The organism is Cyclobacteriaceae bacterium (assembly GCA_030584025.1).
Lineage (GTDB): Bacteria > Bacteroidota > Bacteroidia > Cytophagales > Cyclobacteriaceae > UBA2336.
In genome coordinates this window covers 222,913-239,840 of sequence record CP129487.1, presented here as the reverse complement: position 1 = coordinate 239,840, position 16,928 = coordinate 222,913, and the positions used below count along the sequence as shown (strand labels likewise).

Sequence of the window (16,928 nt, the reverse complement as noted above, 5' to 3'; positions counted from 1 at the left end):
AATCCCTTTCGATATAGTTTTAAATACATCACTATCCTTCTGCCTCGCTATCAGCTTCAGCCTTTTTCGAACGCTTCTTAGCCGGCTTTTCAGCCTTCTCTTCCACTGCTGCCTCTGCTACAACCTCAGCACCTTCAGCTTTTTTACCTTTGGCGGCTGTACGGCTTCTGCGGGTCTTCGCCTTTTTAACTGCGCCTTCTTTCTTATAGATGTCGTTGAAATCTACCAGTTCAATCAAGCACATTTCTGCATTATCACCCAAGCGAACATCTCCCATTTTAATGATACGGGTATATCCACCCGGACGCTCAGCTGTTCTTGACGCCACGGTACTGAACAGTTCTTTCACCGACTCCTTATTCTGGAGGTAAGAGAATACTGTTCTGCGAGAATGCATGGTGTCATTCTTGGCCTTGGTAATCAAGGGCTCAACATATTTACGCAAAGCCTTTGCCTTTGCCACTGTGGTGGTAATGCGTTTGCTAAGAATGAGCGAAGAGGCCATGTTCGACAGCAATGCGCTGCGGTGACTGGCGGTTCTTCCTAAATGATTTACTTTCTTACCGTGTCTCATTTCTATTAATCTTCTTCCAGTTTATACTTAACCAGGTCCATACCGAAGGTAAGTCCTTTTTCGGCAACCAGTTGCTCCAATTCAGCCAGCGACTTCTTACCGAAGTTTCTGAACTTCATCATATCAGAGATTTCAAGTTCTACCAGGTCACCCAGTGTTTTCACATCAGCAGCCTTGAGGCAGTTGTACGCGCGTACAGACAAATCAAGATCGTGAAGCGGAGTTTTCAGAAGCTTGCGCATGTGCAGCAATTCTTCATCTACCTGCTCAACCTCAGCATCTTTTCCGGTTTCAAGCTCCATCGACTTATCCGAGAATAAGGCGAAATGCTTGATCAGGATATAAGCTGCACCTTCCAATGCCTTCTCAGGGTGAATTGAACCGTCTGTTTGGATTTCAAGAACCAACTTTTCGTAGTCAGTCTTCTGCTCCACACGGGTATTCTCCACGCTAAACTTCACATTCTTGATCGGGGTGAAGATGGCGTCAATTGGAATAAAACCAAATACTTGCTCTGCTGGCTTATTTTCTTCTGCAGGAAGGTAGCCTCTTCCCTTTTCAATTGTCAATTCAATTTCAAAGTTCGCTGACTCATCCAGGTTACAGATAACGTGCTCAGGGTTCAACACTTCAAATGCTGAAGTGAACTTGGTGATGTCACCAGCCTTAAATTGCTTCTGCTTCTTGATGTTGATCGTAACTTTCGTATCGAAACCATCAGTTATTTTCTTAAAGCGAACCATTTTCAGGTTCAGGATGATTTCTGCCACATCTTCTACTACACCTTCGATGGTAGAGAACTCGTGCAATACACCAGGGATTTTAATACCGGTGATCGCATAGCCTTCCAACGAAGACAACAGGATTCTGCGCAGAGCATTACCAATGGTAACACCGTAGCCCTTTTCCAACGGCTTAAAGGTGAAGGTGCCGTGAAAATCATCGGCCTTTTCCATTACAACTTTATCCGGGATCTGAAATGCTAATATTGACATAATGCGTTCTGATTAATGGTTAGAATTACTTCGAGTACAATTCAACGATCAATTGCTCATTGATGTTCTCGGGGATATCCTGACGAACCGGAATGTGAATAAGTTTTCCTTCCAGCTCCGAACCATCCCACTCCAGCCAAGGGTATTTTTTAACACCCTGGATAGACAAGCTATTTGTAATGGATTCCAAAGACTTTGATTTCTCACGAACGGCAACTTTATCGCCAGCACGTAACGTAAATGACGGAATGTTCACCACCTCGCCATTCACCAGAATGTGCTTATGCGAAACCAATTGACGTGCGGCACGTCTTGTAGGGGCAATGCCCAAACGATATACAGTGTTGTCCAAACGAGCCTCCAGCAATTGAAGGAGAACCTCACCGGTAATACCCTTCTTACGGGATGCCTTATCGAACAACTTTGCAAACTGACGTTCCAGCAAGCCGTAGATATACTTCGCCTTCTGCTTTTCAGCTAACTGCGTAGCATATTCAGATTGCTTTCTCTTTTTGCCACGACCGTGCATACCGGGCGCATAGTTCTTCTTTTGGACGGCCTTATTCTCACCTAAGATAGGCTCTCCAAATCGTCTTGAAATTCTGGCTTTTGGGCCTGTGTATCTTGCCATGTTACTTTATTCTCAATAGTTTATACTCTTCTCTTCTTGGGCGGACGGCATCCGTTGTGCGGAAGTGGCGTCATATCCTTGATGGAAGTAATCTCAATTCCAGCAATCTGAATGGTACGGATAGCCGACTCGCGTCCGGCACCTGGACCTTTCACAAAAACTTCAACCTTGCGCAAGCCAAGTTCAAAGGCACGCGAAGCACAATCCTGGGCAGCTACCTGAGCAGCATACGGGGTGTTCTTCTTGGAACCTTTAAAGCCCATTTTACCGGCTGAAGACCATGTAATAACCTGACCGGTTGAGTTGGTCATAGAGATTACGATGTTGTTAAACGTAGCGTGAATATGGGCCTGACCCATAGCTTCAACCTGTACTACGCGCTTCTTGGCTTTATCTTTTCTTTTTTCAGAGGACATTACTCTTAGTTATTTATATCCTGTCAATGATTATCCTTTCGTAGCCTTCTTCTTGTTCGCTACAGTCTTACGCTTTCCTTTACGGGTACGGGCGTTGTTCTTGGTTGTTTGACCACGAACAGGCAGTCCCTTACGGTGGCGAAGGCCGCGGTAACAGCCAATGTCCATAAGACGCTTGATGCTCAGCTGAACTTCAGAACGCAATGCACCTTCTACGCGAATGCCTTCGGAGATGATGGAACGAATTGCGTTTGACTCTTCGTCCGTCCAGTCTTTCGCCTTCTTACTCCAGTCTACACCGGCATTGGTTAAGATTTTCTGTGCGGTTCTTCTGCCAATACCATAGATGTACGTAAGGCTGATTTCGCCTCGCTTGTTATCTGGAATATCAACACCTTGTATCCTTGCCATGTTGTTTTATTATCAGTTTCTGTTCAAAATCTCAATTAAAGATTAACCCTGTCTTTGCTTGTAACGAGGGTTCTTCTTGTTAATCACATACAATTTGCCTTTACGCCTGATGATCTTACAATCCGCGCTACGCTTTTTTATGGATGCTTTTACTTTCATTTCCCTAATCGTTTGTGAGACTTCTTATCTCCGTCTCTCTATTTATATCTAAATACAATTCTTCCTTTTGTCAAATCGTAAGGCGACATCTCCAACCTTACTTTATCACCCGGTAAGATTCGGATGTAGTGCATCCGCATTTTACCGGAGATGTGTGCCAACACTTCGTGGCCGTTTTCCAACTGAACACGAAACATGGCATTTGATAACGCTTCCGTTATCGTTCCATCCTGTTCTATCGACTTTTGCTTCGCCACTTAAATGAATAATTTTCTTCTATATACTTATGTGTTGTTAACACTTCAGTTTTTTCCTTCTTTATGGCCACCATGTGCTCAAAATGAGCGGATGGCCGTCTGTCGGCTGTGCGAATTGTCCATCCATCCCGCTCCTGAACCACATTCCGTGTGCCCTGGTTAATCATGGGTTCAATCGCGAACACCATACCGGGAACCAACTTCACGCCCTTACCCCGCTTTCCGTAGTTCGGCACTTCCGGATCTTCGTGCAGGTTTTTACCAACACCATGACCAACCAACTCGCGAACAACTCCATAACCAAAGCTCTCCACGTAGCTTTGAATGGCGTGGCTCACATCGCCCATCCGGTTACCGGCTTTTGCCTGTTCAATACCCCGGTAGAGCGATTCGTAGGTTCTTTCCAACAACAACAAAGTCTCTGCTTTTGCCCCCTCCAACGGATAGGTATAAGCCGAGTCGCTGTGGTAACCTTTGTAATACACTCCGCAGTCAACAGCAATGATGTCCGCTTCGCGTAGCTCATAGTTACCTGGAAATCCATGAACCACAACTTCGTTCACTGAAATACAAAGCGATGCCGGAAAGCTTCCGTTGTAATTCTTGAAGGAAGGAACTCCTCCATGATCACGGATAAACTCTTCAGCCACTTTGTCCAACGAGGACGTTTTAACTCCCGGTTTTACGAGCCGGGCCACTTCACCATGAGCTTTGCCCAAAATCTGGGCGCCCTCTTTGATGATTTCTATTTCCTCGTCAGTCTTTAAGTGAACCATCTAGCACTTAAGCCGCAGCAAATTGAGAACGACCTTTCACACGACCGGACTTCATCATTCCCTCATAGTGGCGCATCAACAGGTAGCTTTCAATTTGCTGTAATGTGTCGAGGATAACCCCAACCATAATCAGCAAGGAAGTACCACCATAGAATTGCGCAAAATTCTGACCGACACCGGCCCGCACTGCAAACGCAGGAAGGATGGCTACGATCACCAGGAACAACGCACCCGGAAGTGTAATTCGTGATAAAACTGTATCAATAAATTCAGCTGTTTGCTTACCAGGCTTAATACCCGGAACAAACCCACCGTTACGTTTCAGGTTATCTGCGATATCATTCGAGTTAATGGTAATTGCAGTATAAAAGAACGTAAAGATCAAAATCAAAGAACCAAAAAGCAGGTTGTACTGCCACGTGGTGAAATCAGAAAACGTTGAACCAATGTAGGCTCCAATGTCACTGTCTCTCCAGATACCCGCCAACAAGGCCGGGATGAACATCAGCGCTTGCGCAAAAATGATTGGCATTACACCGGCTGAGTTTAGCTTAAGCGGAATGAAATCACGCTTACCACCATACAATTTATTTCCAATCACCTGTTTAGCGTACTGTATCGGAATTCTGCGCGTGGCTTGTGTTAACAAGATCACACCCATCACTACAGCAAACAAGGCGAGTAATTCAATAATAAATAACAACGCGCCATCCAACCCACGCTGGTTCACGGCCTCATCAATGATAGCACCCGGGAAACGAGATACGATACCAATCATGATCAACATGGAGATACCGTTACCAATACCTTTGTCGGTAATGCGCTCACCCAACCACATACAGAACATTGTTCCGGCAATCAGGATAATGATTGAAGATGCATAGAAGAATAATCCCGGATTGGTGATTGCCTCTGTAGGTATTGTACCGCGGATATATCCGTATGATTGAAAGCCCGTGATGAAAATGGTCAATACACGCGTAATCTGATTCAAACGCTTACGGCCAGACTCGCCTTCTTTCTGCATTTTCTGGAAATACGGAACGGCAAATCCCAACAACTGCACAATAATAGAGGCAGAAATGTAAGGCATGATACCCAATGCAAAAATGGAAGCTCTGCTGAACGATCCACCCAGAAATGTGTTCAACAAATCAAAAATACCACCTGATACTGCGTTTTGCTCCAGGATTACCGGATCAACGCCAGGCAATACAATAAAAGAACCTAGTCTGAAGATGATCAGGAATCCGATGGTGTTCAGAATCCGAACCCGTAGGTCTTCAATTGAAAAAATATTCCGTATGGTGGTAAAGAAACGCTTCATTATTATTTCACAGGGGTTGCTGATCCGCCAACTTTTTCAATAGCCTTTACAGCTGTATCAGAAAAAGCATGAGCCTGAACGTTCACTTTTGATTTTATCTCTCCTCTTCCGAGAACTTTAATCTTATCTTTTTTACCCACGATACCGTTATCGATGAGCACCTGCACACTGATGTCGGCTGAGTTAAGCTTAGCTGCCAGGTTCTCAAGAACATCAAGGTTTACCGCTTTGAAGTAAACTTTGTCGTTGTTCTTAAAACCAAACTTAGGAACCCTGCGCTGCAACGGCATCTGACCTCCTTCGAAACCGAATTTCTTGGAGTAACCAGAGCGGGATTTTGCACCCTTATGACCGCGACCTGCAGTTGTTCCACCTGAGCCCTGACCACGGCCAAGACGCTTGTTGGTTTTAACGGAACCTTCGGCAGGTTTTAATGTATGTAACTTCATCGTATTAAAGTTCTTGTACCGTAATCAAATGATTCACTTTGTTGATCATACCGGCAATCTGGGGAGTCAACTCCACCTCTACCGATTTGTTCACTTTACCAAGACCCAACGCACGCAACGTACGCTGCTGTGTTTCTGGTCTTTTAATATCGCTTCTCGACTGTGTAATCTTTACTTTACCCATGGCATTAACCATTAAACACTTTAGATAATGATACACCTCTGTTCTTAGCAACCGTTGCCGCATCACGCATGTTAGTTAAAGCATTGAAAGTTGCTTTCACCACGTTGTGCGGGTTTGAAGAACCTTTTGACTTAGCCAATACATTGTGGATACCGGCACTTTCCAAAACGGCACGCATCGCACCACCGGCAATTACACCTGTACCAGGCGCAGCAGGCTTAAGCAACACTAAACCACCACCAAATTTTCCGATGGCTTCGTGCGGAACAGTACCTTTTGAAATCGGCACCTTTACCAGGTGCTTCTTGGCATCGTCAACGCCTTTGGTAATGGCATCGGTTACTTCGTTGGCCTTACCCAATCCATATCCAACCACACCATTGCCATCTCCCACCACCACAATAGCAGCAAAGCTGAATCTACGTCCACCTTTTACCACCTTGGCTACACGTTCAATGGCAACGACCTTTTCTTTCAAATCGATTTCGCTGGCCTTAACTGTACTGATGTTGCTAACTGACATATTTCTTTTCTTAGAATTTCAATCCACCTTCCCGTGCACCTTCGGCCAGGGCTTTAATATTTCCGTGGTACAGGTACCCGTTACGATCAAATACAATTGAATTGATGCCGGATGCAACTGCCTTTTCAGCAATTTTCTTACCCACGTTCTTAGAGTTCTCCATGTTCAGGGATGCATCCTTTGCGATTTCAACTGAAGAAGCTGAAACCAGGGTTACACCTTTCTGATCATCGATGATCTGTGCATATATACCGCGGTTGCTCCGGAATACGGATAACCTTGGTCTGTCAGTCGTTCCTGAAATCTTCTTCCGAACGCCTTTCTTAATTCTTTCTCTTCTTTCTGTGTTCTTGCCTGCCATAGAGGTAGTTGTTTTCTATGATGCTTAATTATTTAGCAGCAGCCTTACCAGCTTTTCTGCGTACATGTTCACCGGTGAAGCGGATACCTTTTCCTTTGTAAGGTTCAACTTTACGCAGCGACTTTATCTTAGCGGCCACCTGGCCAATCAATTGCTTATCAATACCTTCCAGGATGATGGTTGGGTTAGAACCTTTCTCCTGAACAGCCTGCACCTTCAACTCTTTCGGCACCGCCAAAAAGATGTTGTGTGAATAGCCTAAGCTCAGTTCAAGTACGTTTGCCTGGGCACTCGCCTTGTAACCAACACCTACCAATTCAAGCTGGTGCTTATATCCTTTATTCACGCCTTCAATCATGTTGGCAATCAATGCGCGGTAAAGTCCGTGCATAGCCTTATGACGCTTTTGCTCAGTTGGGCGCTCAACAATCAGTTCATCGTTTTCCTGCTTCACTGTAAAGTCAGCATCAATAACCTGTGTAAGCTCACCTTTCGGGCCTTTCACTGAAACCGTGTGACTATCCTTATTGAAGTTAACCGTAACTCCCTGAGGTAATTCAATTGGTAATTTTCCTATTCGTGACATGGCTTCAGTCGGTTAATACACGTAACACAATACTTCACCACCCACATTCAATTTGCGGGCTTCCTTATCGGTAACTACACCACGTGAGGTTGAGATAATCGCCACACCAAGTCCGTTCATCACGCGAGGAAGGGTACCTGTATTGACATACTTTCTCAAGCCGGGTGTACTTACACGCTGCAATCGGGTTATGGCCGACTCACGCGTTTCAGGATTGTACTTCAAGGCAATCTTGATTGTACCCTGTGGCGTGGGGCCTTCCTCAAACTTGTAGTTAAGGATATAACCTTTGTCAAATAACACCTTGGTTATTTCTTTCTTCAGGTTGGACGCAGGAATCTCTACCACTTTGTGGTTGGATTTGATTGCGTTACGCAACCTGGTCAAATAGTCTGAAATAGGATCAGTCATTTTCTATTTCTTTACGCTCATTAAAAAAGCAAACCCGTTCTTTTAAACGGGCTGCAAAGATACCTAACAATTTTTGTTATGCAAACTGTTACCTGGTTTCGTCCCAAAACTATTGGGAGACCTTGATACTCAGCAACCTAATATGTCTTTTTCGAGCTGTTTTACCAGCTAGCCTTGGTTAAACCCGGGATTTTACCCGCAGAGGCCATTTCACGGAAAACGTTACGGCAAACGCCAAACTTTCCCATATACCCCTTCGGACGACCCGTAAGTTTACACCTGTTTTTCAGGCGCACCGGAGAGGCGTTACGTGGAAGCTTATCCAGCGCCAGGTAGTCACCGGCTTCTTTCAAAGCCTTGCGCTTGGCTGCGTGAACCGCTACCAACTTCTCTCTTTTGGTTTGCCTTGCAATTACAGATAATTTAGCCATAGCAAATTTTTAATTCTTATTAGCATTAGCGAACGGCATCCCGAAAGCTTTCAGGAGCTCGTAACTTTCTTCATCAGTTTTAGCAGTCGTCACAAATGTGATATCCATACCGCTGATCTTATTCACCTTGTCGATGGAAATCTCAGGGAAAATGATCTGTTCTTTTACACCAAGCGTGTAGTTACCACGGCCATCAAATCCTTTAGGATTCACACCGCGGAAGTCACGTACACGGGGAAGCGCAATGTTCATGAGTCTGTCGAGGAACTCATACATTTTGCTGCCGCGAAGGGTAACTTTCACACCAATCGGCATGTCTTCACGTAACTTGAAGTTAGAAATCGCCTTCTTTGACTTGGTAGCCACGGCCTTCTGACCGGTAATGGCGGTAATTTCTTCAAGCGCTACATCAATCAACTTCTTATCGGTTACGGCAATACCCATACCCTTGTTGATGCTGATCTTTTCAATTTTAGGAACCTGCATTACCGAGCTGTACTGAAACTTATCTTTCAGTGCCGGAACGATTTCCTTAACGTACTTTTCTTTTAATCTTGGAGTAGCCATTATTTTATCAATTCTCCGGTTTTCTTCGAATATCGTTGCAGCTTACCCTTTTCGTTTAGCTTTCGGCCAACGCGGGTAGGATTACCACTGGCAGGATCAAGGAGCATCAGGTTGCTGATGTGAACACCTGCTTCAGTCTTCTTAATTCCTCCTTCAGGTTTACCTGCTGAAGGTTTCTCATGCTTCGTAACAATGTTGATACCCTCAACGATGGCACGATTCTTTGCGGTTACAACTTCCAATACCTTACCGGTTTTGCCTTTATCGTCTCCGGCAATAACCTTCACCATATCGCCTTTGCGAATGTGCAGCTTGGGTTGCTTGTTAAACTTTCTGTTCATGGTATTAAATCACTTCAGGTGCCAATGACACTATTTTCATAAACTGCTTCTCTCTTAACTCACGAGCAACTGGACCAAAAATACGGGTTCCGCGAGGTTCATCTTGAGCGTTCAAAAGAACGGCAGCGTTATCTTCAAAGCGAATGTAAGAGCCGTCTTTTCTTCTTACTTCCTTGGTGGTTCTTACCACAACAGCGCGTGACACGGTACCTTTCTTTACCTGGCTGCTCGGCATAGCCGACTTAACCGTCACCACAATTTTATCGCCTACTGTTGCATAGCGCTTGCTGCTTCCACCTAAAACGTGAACACAAAGCACTTCTTTGGCACCGCTGTTATCTGCAACAGAAAGTCTTGATTCGGTTTGTATCATGATTACTTCGCTTTTTCGATAATCTCAACTAATCTCCAACGCTTGCTTTTGCTCAACGGACGTGTTTCTGAAATCAGCACGGTATCACCAATGCCCGCTTCGTTCTTCTCATCGTGAGCCATGAATTTGGTGGTTTTGTGAACGAACTTACCATAGATCGGGTGCTTAACCTTACGGTCGACCGCTACGGTTATGCTCTTCGTCATTTTGTTGCTCACCACTTTACCAATTCTCTCTTTTCTAAGGTTCCTTTCCATAGGAATTATTTTTGACGTTCTTTAGCGCTCAACTCCGTGTTCAGGCGGGCAATGAGCTTTCTTGTTTCTCTGATCTTCATCGGGTTTTCAACAGCTGAAACCTGATGCGCAAATTTCATTTTGCGAAGTGTTTCCTTCTCACTGGTGATTTTCTCACGCAGCTCGGTCACATTTAATTCTTTTATTTCGTTGCTCTTCATGGCTCGATTATTCTACGTAGTCGCGTCTTACTGTAAACTTGGTTTTAATAGGCAGCTTACCTTCGGCAAGGCGCAAAGCTTCTTTTGCTGTAGCCATGTTCACACCACCTGCTTCAAACAAAATGGTACCCGGCTTAATTACTGCTACCCAATATTCAGGCGCACCCTTACCCTTACCCATACGAACCTCTGCAGGCTTCTGTGTGATGGGCTTATCTGGGAAAATGCGAATCCAAACCTGACCTTCACGCTTCATCGCACGCGTTACGGCAATACGAGCAGCTTCTAATTGGCGGGAGGTTATCCAGCCACCTTCCAGGCTTTTCAGACCAAATGAACCGAATGCAATAGTATGTCCGCGTGTGGCAATACCTTTCACACGGCCTTTCTGCATTTTTCTGAACTTGGTACGTTTCGGTTGTAACATTGCTACCTAACTTTAATAAGTCTCTTTATCTTAACGTTTTTCTCTGCGATTTTCACCACCACGACCGGTGCGACCTCCACGGCCCTCCTGTCTTCTTCTTCCGCCACGATCACCACCGCGCTCAGCACCAGCACCCTGGCCTGCACCTGCGTTGCTTACCACACCCACATTAGGTGACAGATCGCGCTTGCCATATACTTCACCTTTGAAGATCCATACTTTGATACCGATCTTACCGTAAACAGTCTGTGCCTCTGAAATGGCATAATCAATGTCAGCGCGCAGGGTGTGCAAAGGAATACGTCCTTCTTTATATTGTTCTGTGCGGGCCATATCGGCACCGGCCAAACGACCAGAAACTTTAATCTTGATTCCTTCTGCGCCTACACGGATAGCAGAGGCAATCGCCTGCTTCATGGCACGCTTGTATGAAATACGCGCTTCAATTTGTTGTGCTATTGATTCGCCGACAAGTTTAGCATCCAATTCAGGACGTTTGATTTCGAAGATGTTGATCTGAACATCCTTACCGGTGATCTTTTTCAACTCCTCTTTAATCTTATCTACTTCTGTTCCGCCTTTACCGATAACCACACCCGGACGAGCCGTGTGAATGGTAAGGGTGATGCGCTTTAACGTGCGTTCAATAACAACTTTGGCGATACCACCTTTTGGGATACGGGCATCGATGTACTTTCTGATCTTCTGATCTTCAACCAACTTGTCGGAGAATGTATTTCCGCCATACCAGTTGGAATCCCAACCGCGAACGATACCCAGACGAAGTCCTATAGGGTTAATTTTTTGTCCCATCTATTCCTTAGTTTCTTGTTCAGTTGCTACGCTTTCATTTTTCTTCAGGCTATCCAACACCAGCGTTACGTGGTTGGAACGCTTACGGACGCGGTGTGCTCTTCCCTGGGGAGCCGGACGGAGTCTCTTTAAAATACGACCACCATCAACCCAAACATCCTTTACATATAAGTCTGCTTCTTCAAGCTTGGCTTCCTGGTTCTTGTTCTCCCAGTTTGCAATAGCAGAAAGAAGAAGTTTCTCCAATTTGAATGAACCCACTTTAGGTTCATACTTAAGTATATTGAGGGCTTTGTTCACGCGCTCACCACGGATCAAATCGGCAACCAGCCTCATTTTACGTGGCGATGTGGGGACATTCTTCAACTTGGCTACAACCTCTCCGGTTTTAGCTGCTTCTTTGCGTGCATCACGCTTCTCTCTTTTTACGACAGACCTTTTAGTCTTTTTCTCTACAGCTTCCATGACTTACTAAGCTTCTTTTCTGTTACCGGAGTGACCTTTGAACGTGCGGGTGGGTGCAAATTCACCTAACTTATGTCCCACCATGTTTTCGGTTACGTAAACCGGAATGAATTTATTTCCATTGTGAACCGCAAACGTGTGGCCGATCATCTCAGGGGTAATTGTTGATCTGCGTGACCATGTTTTGATCACCGATTTTTTACCTGACTTCTCGGTTGCCTCTACTTTCTTAAGCAGACGGAAATCGCAATACGGTCCTTTTTTAATCGAGCGTCCCATTATTTTTTCCTCCTGGATATGATTAATCGATCAGAATACTTTTTAGGATGACGGGTTTTCTTACCCTTGGCAATCAAGCCCTTGCGCGAGCGCGGGTGACCACCTGAAGCACGTCCTTCACCACCACCCATCGGGTGATCAACAGGGTTCATAGAAACACCACGGTTACGAGGTCTTCTTCCTTTCCAACGGGTGCGACCAGCCTTACCCACACTTTCGTTCATGTGATCAGCATTGGAAACCGCACCTACAGTAGCCATACATACTTCCAGTACGTTACGCATTTCTCCGGAAGGCATCTTCAATGTTGCCAAACCGTTTTCACGAGCCAACAATTGAACAAAAGAACCGGCACTGCGTGCAATTGCACCACCTTTGCCAGGCTTCAGTTCAACGTTGTGAACAATAGTACCTAACGGAATTTTTGCAAGCGGCAGTGCATTTCCTACTTCAGGAGCAACTTCAGCACCTGAAACAACCTGCTGGCCGGATTTTAATCCGTTCGGAGCAAGTATGTATGCCTTTGCACCATCTGCATAGTGCAACAAAGCAATACGCGCAGAGCGTGTAGGATCATACTCAATCGACTTCACCGTAGCCGGAACACCAGCTTTTTCACGCTTGAAGTCAATGATTCTTATCTTCTGCTTATGACCACCACCAATGTAGCGCATGGTCATCTTACCGTTATTGTTTCTTCCCCCGGTTTTCTTACGCGTAGTAACCAGCGACTTCTCAGGAGCTGAGGCCGAAATGTCTTCAAAAGACGGGGCCAACCTGTGTCGTGTGCCTGGTGTTACCGGTTTTAATTTCTTCAACGCCATTGTTCAATAATTATACGTTGCTATAAAAGTCTATTACTTCACCTGCGGCCAATGTTACAATGGCCTTCTTGTAGTTGGGCTTGCGGCCGGTTAGCACACCTGCTTTGGTGTAGCGGGATTTTTGCTTACCCATTACACGCATGGTGTTCACCTTCTCAACCGTTACGCCATACTGCTTTTCAACAGCCTGCTTGATCTCTACTTTGTTTGCTTCAATATCTACAATGAAGCCGTACTTACCCTTTTCATTCAGGGCAGATACTTTTTCTGTTACCAGGGGCTTCTTCAGTACGCTCATGACTCTTTATTTAAAATGTTCTCCACTTTGCTTACTGAGCTCTCAACAAAAATGACGTTATCGGCATTCATCACATCATATGTGTTGATCTGATCGGCAGTGGTAATTTTTGCCTGCTTCAGGTTTCTTCCTGAAAGCACCACACCCTTATTGCTTTCCGGCAATACCAACAAAGTCTTCTTATCAGCTAATGATAATGCCGACAACATGTTGAGGTACTGCTTGGTTTTGGGTGCTTCGAAATTGAAATCTTCAATAACGGCAATGGCGTTATCCTTTGCCTTATAAGTAAGAGCCGACTTACGCGCCAGATCCTTTACTTTCTTGTTCAATTTGAAAGAATAATCGCGGGGTTGAGGACCAAATACACGTCCACCACCTTTGAACTGAGGGTTCTTGATGTTACCCGCACGTGCTCCTCCGGTACCTTTCTGCTTCTTGATTTTCTTGCTGGAGCCCGAAATTTCGTTACGCTGCTTCGACTTGTGCGTACCCTGACGCTGATTGGCCAGGTAACTTTTCACGTCCAGGTAAATGGCGTGGTCGTTTGGCTCGATGGCAAATACGGCATCGGAAAGACTCACTTTCTTACCGGTTTGCTCTCCGCTATATTTTACTACACTTACTTCCATTACTTCTGCAGAATTACAGTTGAGTTTTTAGCTCCCGGAACAGAGCCACTTACAATGATCAGGTTTTGATCCGCCATGATTTTCACCACACGCAGGTTGGTTACTTTCACACGATCGTTACCCATACGGCCCGCCAGGCGTTTGCCCTTTGGTACACGGGAAGCAAATGAAGCGTTACCCATAGAACCGGGTGCACGCAAACGGTTATGCTGACCGTGGGTGGCTTCACCCACACCGCTAAAGCCGTGGCGCTTAACAACACCCTGGAAACCGCGACCTTTGGAGGTGCCTACGGCATCCAACCAATCGCCTTCCTTAAATACGTCTTGCACACGAACCTCCTTACCTAATTCAATGATGCCATCGAACTCTGCACGGAAATCGCGAAACTCAACGGTGTTGCGCTTAGGGGTGGTGCTTGCTTTTTTGAAATGCCCGATAAGAGCTTTCGGTGTGTTTTTCTCTTTGGCCTCGCCAAATGATAACTGAACTGCACGGTAACCGTCAGTGTCAGCGTTTTTTACTTGAGTGACTACGCAGGGACCAGCTTCGATCACCGTGCAGGCGATGTTCTCACCTTCAGGGCCATAAACGCTCGTCATTCCTACTTTTCGTCCTATAATTCCAGGCATGGTTGAAACCTTTTTATGCTGTTTTTCAGGATTTTGCGCCTTCTTGACGCAAAAAGGACTGCAAAGATATGACATAAAGGATAGTTAGCAAACCCGCCTTTTAAAATTTTTAGGGCCTTACAGGGCTTTAGGAAAAAACTGGCTTGCCAAACCAGTCGGCCCTTTCCTTAATGTTGCTGAAGTGCTTATCATTGCCGGGGCGCTGAACCATGAAAAAAACCCTTAAAAAACATCCCTGGCTCATTCTTTCGGCACTTTTGGCCGGGCTTATCGTCCTGAACCTGTCGCAGGGAAGCGTGCAGATTTCGGTTTCAGATTGGCTGGGGTTGGCAGGTTTGGCGCCAAATTCAAATCCGGTTATTCGTGATATAATTGTTGATTTCAGGCTAACCAAAACCCTGACTTGCATCCTGGCCGGGGGTGCCCTCGCTTTAGGCGGGTTAATGATGCAGACCCTTTTCAGAAATCCGTTGGCAGGTCCCGATGTATTGGGACTGAGTTCTGGCGCAAGCCTGGCGGTGGCTCTTTTGGTAATGGTCGGCAATCCCTTCATCCATAACCTGGGTGGATCATTTGTAATTTCTTTGGGCGCAACCGTAGGTTCTGCATCCATTCTGCTTCTGATTCTGGCGGTAGCCAATAGAATAAAGGACAACACTTCACTTTTATTAATCGGACTGATGGTTGGGGCTACCACGGCTTCATTAGTGAGTGTCTTGCAGTTTGTTAGTCGAACGGAAGATCAACACTACTTCCTTATCTGGACTTTCGGCAGTATGGGGGGGCTGAATTGGAGCGAATTGATGGTGCTGGGTGGTGTTCTTTTAACAGGCATCGTACTGGCATTTTATGTATCCAAACCGCTAAATGCCTGGCTCTTGGGCGACAATTACGCCCGCAGCCTCGGTGTTAACCTCGCCTCTTTACGTTTTTTGATCATCCTGGCCACCAGTCTGCTGGCCGGATCGGTTACAGCCTTTTGTGGCCCGATTGCCTTTATCGGTCTTGCCGTCCCCCACCTTACCCGGCTCCTTATTAACACAACTAACCACAGAATATTGATACCCGGTGTACTGGTAATGGGCGCAAGCGTGATGTTGTTTTGCGATACCGTTGCCCAACTTCCCGGAAACGCTTATGTATTACCGATTAATGCCATCACTGCGTTGATTGGGGCACCGGTGGTTATTTGGGTAATTGTGCGGGCTAAGAAAGTTGTGGTATAAATTATTGATTCTGAACCCAGACTTGAAATAGTTCGATCTTCTCCTGGTTTGCTTCCACCCACTTTATTGGGATTTCATTTTTGGAGGCAACGGCAGCCTGGTAACATAATACCTCTGTGAACCCGGCCTTACCCAATTCATAAAAAAAATCAACATAATAATTCCAAAGATCAGCTGATTGGGCTTGTTCTTTATCTTTCTTCTTGTTCTTTTTCTTTTTGGATTCCTTCTCTTTTAGCTCGCCCAGTATTTGAAAGAAGCTGTGGGTATCAGCCGCAAATCGCTCAAATTCGTTTTTGTCCTTATGCTTGTCCAACGAAGCAGCTGCAATTACCGAGAGCATAAGCTCACCCGAATCAAAACCTCCTTTGTCATTTGCACTCAGATTAATAGTAATGTTATTAGGATTTTCCGCATCACGTTTAACACCTTTATAGAAAAGATTGACCAATTGGCTGTATGCTTCAGCGGCACGCTCCGTGTTGTTTTCCAGCATCATGAAAAAATACAAACTTAGTAGAGCCTTAATGCGATCTCCCTTCTCCTTCTGAATATAACCCAAACGCAAATGACTACTGGCATGGCCCAAGTTAACACTGATACCGCGAATCAATGCTTGTTCAGCTTCATCACGCTGGTTTAGTCTGAGGCTACTGATGGCATAATTAAACAGAAGCAAATATTCGTTGGGGTATTTCTCCAATGCCTCTTTATATAACTCAACGGATTCCCGGGTTCTACCCGAATCATCAAGTGCAGAACCCATTACAATAATAGCCGACAGCGTGATATTATCGTTTTGATCGATTGCAGTCTTCGCATGAAAAATTACTTTTTCGTATTCTTTCATGTGGTAATAAGTTAGCGCCATTTCATAATGAACTAATGATGACGCTGAATCCAGCTTAAGCGCTTCCTGATATTTGGCAATAGCTTCCTCGTAGTTATGTGCATCATGAAGGGCAATGCCCTCACGTACGATGTCCTTTACAGCATCCGACTGTGCAAAGGATGAAAACGAAAAGAGAAGAAAAAAAACAGCGGCAGTTGCTCGGGCCATAGTAAAAAGTTAAGTTCCAAAAGCAAAGACACCATCTTTCAAA

Annotated in this window: 31 protein-coding genes; 1 reads left to right on the top strand and 30 read right to left on the bottom strand. The window is 45.3% G+C overall.

Going from position 1 to position 16,928, the window contains the following annotated elements; genetic code table 11:
- Window positions 1-31: 31 nt before the first annotated feature.
- The 29 genes from rplQ to rplC all read right to left on the bottom strand — a co-directional run bounded on the left by rplQ (window position 32) and on the right by rplC (window position 14,599).
- Window positions 32-574 (bottom strand): 50S ribosomal protein L17, encoded by a 543-nt coding sequence (gene rplQ / locus QY309_01165; GenBank protein ID WKZ60099.1) that lies wholly within the window; start codon window positions 572-574, stop codon window positions 32-34.
- A 5-nt stretch (window positions 575-579) separates the two neighbouring features.
- Complete coding sequence (locus QY309_01160) at window positions 580-1,569, bottom strand: DNA-directed RNA polymerase subunit alpha (protein WKZ60098.1); 990 nt, start codon at window positions 1,567-1,569, stop codon at window positions 580-582.
- A gap of 25 nt (window positions 1,570-1,594) precedes the next feature.
- A complete protein-coding gene (gene rpsD, locus QY309_01155; protein ID WKZ60097.1) occupies window positions 1,595-2,200 on the bottom strand; it encodes a 30S ribosomal protein S4 in 606 nt (201 codons plus the stop codon).
- 20 nt (window positions 2,201-2,220) lie between these two features.
- The gene (gene rpsK, locus QY309_01150) at window positions 2,221-2,616 is read right to left on the bottom strand and encodes a 30S ribosomal protein S11 (GenBank protein ID WKZ60096.1); all 396 of its coding nucleotides are present in this window, start codon (window positions 2,614-2,616) and stop codon (window positions 2,221-2,223) included.
- A 30-nt stretch (window positions 2,617-2,646) separates the two neighbouring features.
- On the bottom strand, window positions 2,647-3,027 hold the full coding sequence (gene rpsM, locus QY309_01145) for a 30S ribosomal protein S13 (GenBank protein ID WKZ60095.1): 381 nt from the start codon (window positions 3,025-3,027) through the stop codon (window positions 2,647-2,649).
- Window positions 3,028-3,069: 42 nt separating this feature from the next.
- Window positions 3,070-3,186 (bottom strand): type B 50S ribosomal protein L36, encoded by a 117-nt coding sequence (ykgO, locus tag QY309_01140; protein WKZ60094.1) that lies wholly within the window; start codon window positions 3,184-3,186, stop codon window positions 3,070-3,072.
- 38 nt (window positions 3,187-3,224) lie between these two features.
- Window positions 3,225-3,443, bottom strand: coding sequence for a translation initiation factor IF-1 (gene infA / locus QY309_01135; protein ID WKZ60093.1), 219 nt, complete (start codon window positions 3,441-3,443; stop codon window positions 3,225-3,227).
- Complete coding sequence (map, locus tag QY309_01130) at window positions 3,422-4,219, bottom strand: type I methionyl aminopeptidase (GenBank protein WKZ60092.1); 798 nt, start codon at window positions 4,217-4,219, stop codon at window positions 3,422-3,424. The genes infA and map overlap by 22 nt, the downstream gene beginning before the upstream one ends.
- A gap of 7 nt (window positions 4,220-4,226) precedes the next feature.
- On the bottom strand, window positions 4,227-5,546 hold the full coding sequence (gene secY, locus QY309_01125) for a preprotein translocase subunit SecY (GenBank protein ID WKZ60091.1): 1,320 nt from the start codon (window positions 5,544-5,546) through the stop codon (window positions 4,227-4,229).
- Window positions 5,547-5,548: 2 nt separating this feature from the next.
- The gene (gene rplO, locus QY309_01120) at window positions 5,549-5,995 is read right to left on the bottom strand and encodes a 50S ribosomal protein L15 (GenBank protein WKZ60090.1); all 447 of its coding nucleotides are present in this window, start codon (window positions 5,993-5,995) and stop codon (window positions 5,549-5,551) included.
- A gap of 4 nt (window positions 5,996-5,999) precedes the next feature.
- Window positions 6,000-6,179 (bottom strand): 50S ribosomal protein L30, encoded by a 180-nt coding sequence (gene rpmD, locus QY309_01115; GenBank protein ID WKZ60089.1) that lies wholly within the window; start codon window positions 6,177-6,179, stop codon window positions 6,000-6,002.
- 4 nt (window positions 6,180-6,183) lie between these two features.
- The gene (gene rpsE / locus QY309_01110; GenBank protein WKZ60088.1) at window positions 6,184-6,702 is read right to left on the bottom strand and encodes a 30S ribosomal protein S5; all 519 of its coding nucleotides are present in this window, start codon (window positions 6,700-6,702) and stop codon (window positions 6,184-6,186) included.
- 10 nt (window positions 6,703-6,712) lie between these two features.
- Window positions 6,713-7,063 (bottom strand): 50S ribosomal protein L18, encoded by a 351-nt coding sequence (gene rplR, locus QY309_01105; protein ID WKZ60087.1) that lies wholly within the window; start codon window positions 7,061-7,063, stop codon window positions 6,713-6,715.
- Window positions 7,064-7,091: 28 nt separating this feature from the next.
- Window positions 7,092-7,649 carry a 50S ribosomal protein L6 gene (gene rplF / locus QY309_01100; protein ID WKZ60086.1) on the bottom strand — a complete coding sequence of 186 codons (558 nt, stop codon included), beginning with the start codon at window positions 7,647-7,649 and terminating at the stop codon, window positions 7,092-7,094.
- A gap of 12 nt (window positions 7,650-7,661) precedes the next feature.
- Window positions 7,662-8,060, bottom strand: coding sequence for a 30S ribosomal protein S8 (gene rpsH / locus QY309_01095; protein ID WKZ60085.1), 399 nt, complete (start codon window positions 8,058-8,060; stop codon window positions 7,662-7,664).
- Between the two features lie 161 nt (window positions 8,061-8,221).
- Entirely contained in the window at window positions 8,222-8,491 is a 270-nt protein-coding gene (gene rpsN, locus QY309_01090; protein WKZ60084.1) for a 30S ribosomal protein S14, read from the bottom strand.
- Between the two features lie 9 nt (window positions 8,492-8,500).
- Window positions 8,501-9,058: a 50S ribosomal protein L5 gene (gene rplE, locus QY309_01085; protein WKZ60083.1), complete on the bottom strand. Its 558-nt coding sequence runs from the start codon at window positions 9,056-9,058 to the stop codon at window positions 8,501-8,503.
- Window positions 9,058-9,399 carry a 50S ribosomal protein L24 gene (gene rplX, locus QY309_01080; protein WKZ60082.1) on the bottom strand — a complete coding sequence of 114 codons (342 nt, stop codon included), beginning with the start codon at window positions 9,397-9,399 and terminating at the stop codon, window positions 9,058-9,060. The genes rplE and rplX overlap by 1 nt, the downstream gene beginning before the upstream one ends.
- A gap of 4 nt (window positions 9,400-9,403) precedes the next feature.
- The gene (gene rplN / locus QY309_01075) at window positions 9,404-9,772 is read right to left on the bottom strand and encodes a 50S ribosomal protein L14 (protein WKZ60081.1); all 369 of its coding nucleotides are present in this window, start codon (window positions 9,770-9,772) and stop codon (window positions 9,404-9,406) included.
- 2 nt (window positions 9,773-9,774) lie between these two features.
- Entirely contained in the window at window positions 9,775-10,029 is a 255-nt protein-coding gene (rpsQ, locus tag QY309_01070; GenBank protein ID WKZ60080.1) for a 30S ribosomal protein S17, read from the bottom strand.
- Window positions 10,030-10,034: 5 nt separating this feature from the next.
- Window positions 10,035-10,229 carry a 50S ribosomal protein L29 gene (rpmC, locus tag QY309_01065; protein ID WKZ60079.1) on the bottom strand — a complete coding sequence of 65 codons (195 nt, stop codon included), beginning with the start codon at window positions 10,227-10,229 and terminating at the stop codon, window positions 10,035-10,037.
- 7 nt (window positions 10,230-10,236) lie between these two features.
- Window positions 10,237-10,656 carry a 50S ribosomal protein L16 gene (rplP, locus tag QY309_01060; GenBank protein WKZ60078.1) on the bottom strand — a complete coding sequence of 140 codons (420 nt, stop codon included), beginning with the start codon at window positions 10,654-10,656 and terminating at the stop codon, window positions 10,237-10,239.
- A 30-nt stretch (window positions 10,657-10,686) separates the two neighbouring features.
- Window positions 10,687-11,469: a 30S ribosomal protein S3 gene (gene rpsC / locus QY309_01055; protein WKZ60077.1), complete on the bottom strand. Its 783-nt coding sequence runs from the start codon at window positions 11,467-11,469 to the stop codon at window positions 10,687-10,689.
- On the bottom strand, window positions 11,470-11,934 hold the full coding sequence (gene rplV, locus QY309_01050; protein ID WKZ60076.1) for a 50S ribosomal protein L22: 465 nt from the start codon (window positions 11,932-11,934) through the stop codon (window positions 11,470-11,472).
- 6 nt (window positions 11,935-11,940) lie between these two features.
- Window positions 11,941-12,213: a 30S ribosomal protein S19 gene (gene rpsS / locus QY309_01045; protein ID WKZ60075.1), complete on the bottom strand. Its 273-nt coding sequence runs from the start codon at window positions 12,211-12,213 to the stop codon at window positions 11,941-11,943.
- Window positions 12,213-13,037, bottom strand: a complete 825-nt coding sequence (gene rplB / locus QY309_01040) for a 50S ribosomal protein L2 (GenBank protein ID WKZ60074.1) — start codon at window positions 13,035-13,037, stop codon at window positions 12,213-12,215. Before rplB ends, rpsS begins: the two co-directional genes overlap by 1 nt.
- A 10-nt stretch (window positions 13,038-13,047) precedes the next feature.
- On the bottom strand, window positions 13,048-13,335 hold the full coding sequence (rplW, locus tag QY309_01035) for a 50S ribosomal protein L23 (protein ID WKZ60073.1): 288 nt from the start codon (window positions 13,333-13,335) through the stop codon (window positions 13,048-13,050).
- Window positions 13,332-13,967: a 50S ribosomal protein L4 gene (gene rplD, locus QY309_01030; GenBank protein ID WKZ60072.1), complete on the bottom strand. Its 636-nt coding sequence runs from the start codon at window positions 13,965-13,967 to the stop codon at window positions 13,332-13,334. Before rplD ends, rplW begins: the two co-directional genes overlap by 4 nt.
- Window positions 13,967-14,599 (bottom strand): 50S ribosomal protein L3, encoded by a 633-nt coding sequence (rplC, locus tag QY309_01025; protein ID WKZ60071.1) that lies wholly within the window; start codon window positions 14,597-14,599, stop codon window positions 13,967-13,969. Before rplC ends, rplD begins: the two co-directional genes overlap by 1 nt.
- A gap of 209 nt (window positions 14,600-14,808) precedes the next feature.
- On the opposite strand from rplC, the gene QY309_01020 reads away from it, so the two are divergent.
- Window positions 14,809-15,825, top strand: coding sequence for an iron ABC transporter permease (locus tag QY309_01020; protein ID WKZ60070.1), 1,017 nt, complete (start codon window positions 14,809-14,811; stop codon window positions 15,823-15,825).
- A 1-nt stretch (window position 15,826) separates the two neighbouring features.
- Here the strand turns inward: QY309_01020 and QY309_01015 are convergent, their stop codons facing one another.
- Window positions 15,827-16,885, bottom strand: a complete 1,059-nt coding sequence (locus tag QY309_01015; GenBank protein ID WKZ60069.1) for a tetratricopeptide repeat protein — start codon at window positions 16,883-16,885, stop codon at window positions 15,827-15,829.
- Window positions 16,886-16,928 lie beyond the last annotated feature (43 nt).

Excerpts from the sequence above, each read along its gene's own strand:
- rplD (WKZ60072.1), bottom strand. The coding sequence starts at position 13,967 with ATGGAAGTAAGTGTAGTAAAATATAGCGGAGAGCAAACCGGTAAGAAA.
- rpsS (WKZ60075.1), bottom strand. The coding sequence starts at position 12,213 with ATGGGACGCTCGATTAAAAAAGGACCGTATTGCGATTTCCGTCTGCTT.
- rpsQ (WKZ60080.1), bottom strand. The coding sequence starts at position 10,029 with ATGGAAAGGAACCTTAGAAAAGAGAGAATTGGTAAAGTGGTGAGCAAC.
- map (WKZ60092.1), bottom strand. The coding sequence starts at position 4,219 with ATGGTTCACTTAAAGACTGACGAGGAAATAGAAATCATCAAAGAGGGC.
- rpsE (WKZ60088.1), bottom strand. The coding sequence starts at position 6,702 with ATGTCAGTTAGCAACATCAGTACAGTTAAGGCCAGCGAAATCGATTTG.
- QY309_01015 (WKZ60069.1), bottom strand. The coding sequence starts at position 16,885 with ATGGCCCGAGCAACTGCCGCTGTTTTTTTTCTTCTCTTTTCGTTTTCA.
- rplR (WKZ60087.1), bottom strand. The coding sequence starts at position 7,063 with ATGGCAGGCAAGAACACAGAAAGAAGAGAAAGAATTAAGAAAGGCGTT.
- rplQ (WKZ60099.1), bottom strand. The coding sequence starts at position 574 with ATGAGACACGGTAAGAAAGTAAATCATTTAGGAAGAACCGCCAGTCAC.
- QY309_01020 (WKZ60070.1), top strand. The coding sequence starts at position 14,809 with ATGAAAAAAACCCTTAAAAAACATCCCTGGCTCATTCTTTCGGCACTT.
- rpsK (WKZ60096.1), bottom strand. The coding sequence starts at position 2,616 with ATGTCCTCTGAAAAAAGAAAAGATAAAGCCAAGAAGCGCGTAGTACAG.
- rplW (WKZ60073.1), bottom strand. The coding sequence starts at position 13,335 with ATGAGCGTACTGAAGAAGCCCCTGGTAACAGAAAAAGTATCTGCCCTG.
- rplE (WKZ60083.1), bottom strand. The coding sequence starts at position 9,058 with ATGGCTACTCCAAGATTAAAAGAAAAGTACGTTAAGGAAATCGTTCCG.
- rpsC (WKZ60077.1), bottom strand. The coding sequence starts at position 11,469 with ATGGGACAAAAAATTAACCCTATAGGACTTCGTCTGGGTATCGTTCGC.
- rplC (WKZ60071.1), bottom strand. The coding sequence starts at position 14,599 with ATGCCTGGAATTATAGGACGAAAAGTAGGAATGACGAGCGTTTATGGC.
- secY (WKZ60091.1), bottom strand. The coding sequence starts at position 5,546 with ATGAAGCGTTTCTTTACCACCATACGGAATATTTTTTCAATTGAAGAC.
- rplV (WKZ60076.1), bottom strand. The coding sequence starts at position 11,934 with ATGGAAGCTGTAGAGAAAAAGACTAAAAGGTCTGTCGTAAAAAGAGAG.
- rpsD (WKZ60097.1), bottom strand. The coding sequence starts at position 2,200 with ATGGCAAGATACACAGGCCCAAAAGCCAGAATTTCAAGACGATTTGGA.
- rpmD (WKZ60089.1), bottom strand. The coding sequence starts at position 6,179 with ATGGGTAAAGTAAAGATTACACAGTCGAGAAGCGATATTAAAAGACCA.
- rplB (WKZ60074.1), bottom strand. The coding sequence starts at position 13,037 with ATGGCGTTGAAGAAATTAAAACCGGTAACACCAGGCACACGACACAGG.
- rplX (WKZ60082.1), bottom strand. The coding sequence starts at position 9,399 with ATGAACAGAAAGTTTAACAAGCAACCCAAGCTGCACATTCGCAAAGGC.
- ykgO (WKZ60094.1), bottom strand. The coding sequence starts at position 3,186 with ATGAAAGTAAAAGCATCCATAAAAAAGCGTAGCGCGGATTGTAAGATC.
- rplO (WKZ60090.1), bottom strand. The coding sequence starts at position 5,995 with ATGAAGTTACATACATTAAAACCTGCCGAAGGTTCCGTTAAAACCAAC.
- rplF (WKZ60086.1), bottom strand. The coding sequence starts at position 7,649 with ATGTCACGAATAGGAAAATTACCAATTGAATTACCTCAGGGAGTTACG.
- rpsH (WKZ60085.1), bottom strand. The coding sequence starts at position 8,060 with ATGACTGATCCTATTTCAGACTATTTGACCAGGTTGCGTAACGCAATC.
- QY309_01160 (WKZ60098.1), bottom strand. The coding sequence starts at position 1,569 with ATGTCAATATTAGCATTTCAGATCCCGGATAAAGTTGTAATGGAAAAG.
- rpmC (WKZ60079.1), bottom strand. The coding sequence starts at position 10,229 with ATGAAGAGCAACGAAATAAAAGAATTAAATGTGACCGAGCTGCGTGAG.
- rplN (WKZ60081.1), bottom strand. The coding sequence starts at position 9,772 with ATGATACAAACCGAATCAAGACTTTCTGTTGCAGATAACAGCGGTGCC.
- rpsM (WKZ60095.1), bottom strand. The coding sequence starts at position 3,027 with ATGGCAAGGATACAAGGTGTTGATATTCCAGATAACAAGCGAGGCGAA.
- rplP (WKZ60078.1), bottom strand. The coding sequence starts at position 10,656 with ATGTTACAACCGAAACGTACCAAGTTCAGAAAAATGCAGAAAGGCCGT.
- rpsN (WKZ60084.1), bottom strand. The coding sequence starts at position 8,491 with ATGGCTAAATTATCTGTAATTGCAAGGCAAACCAAAAGAGAGAAGTTG.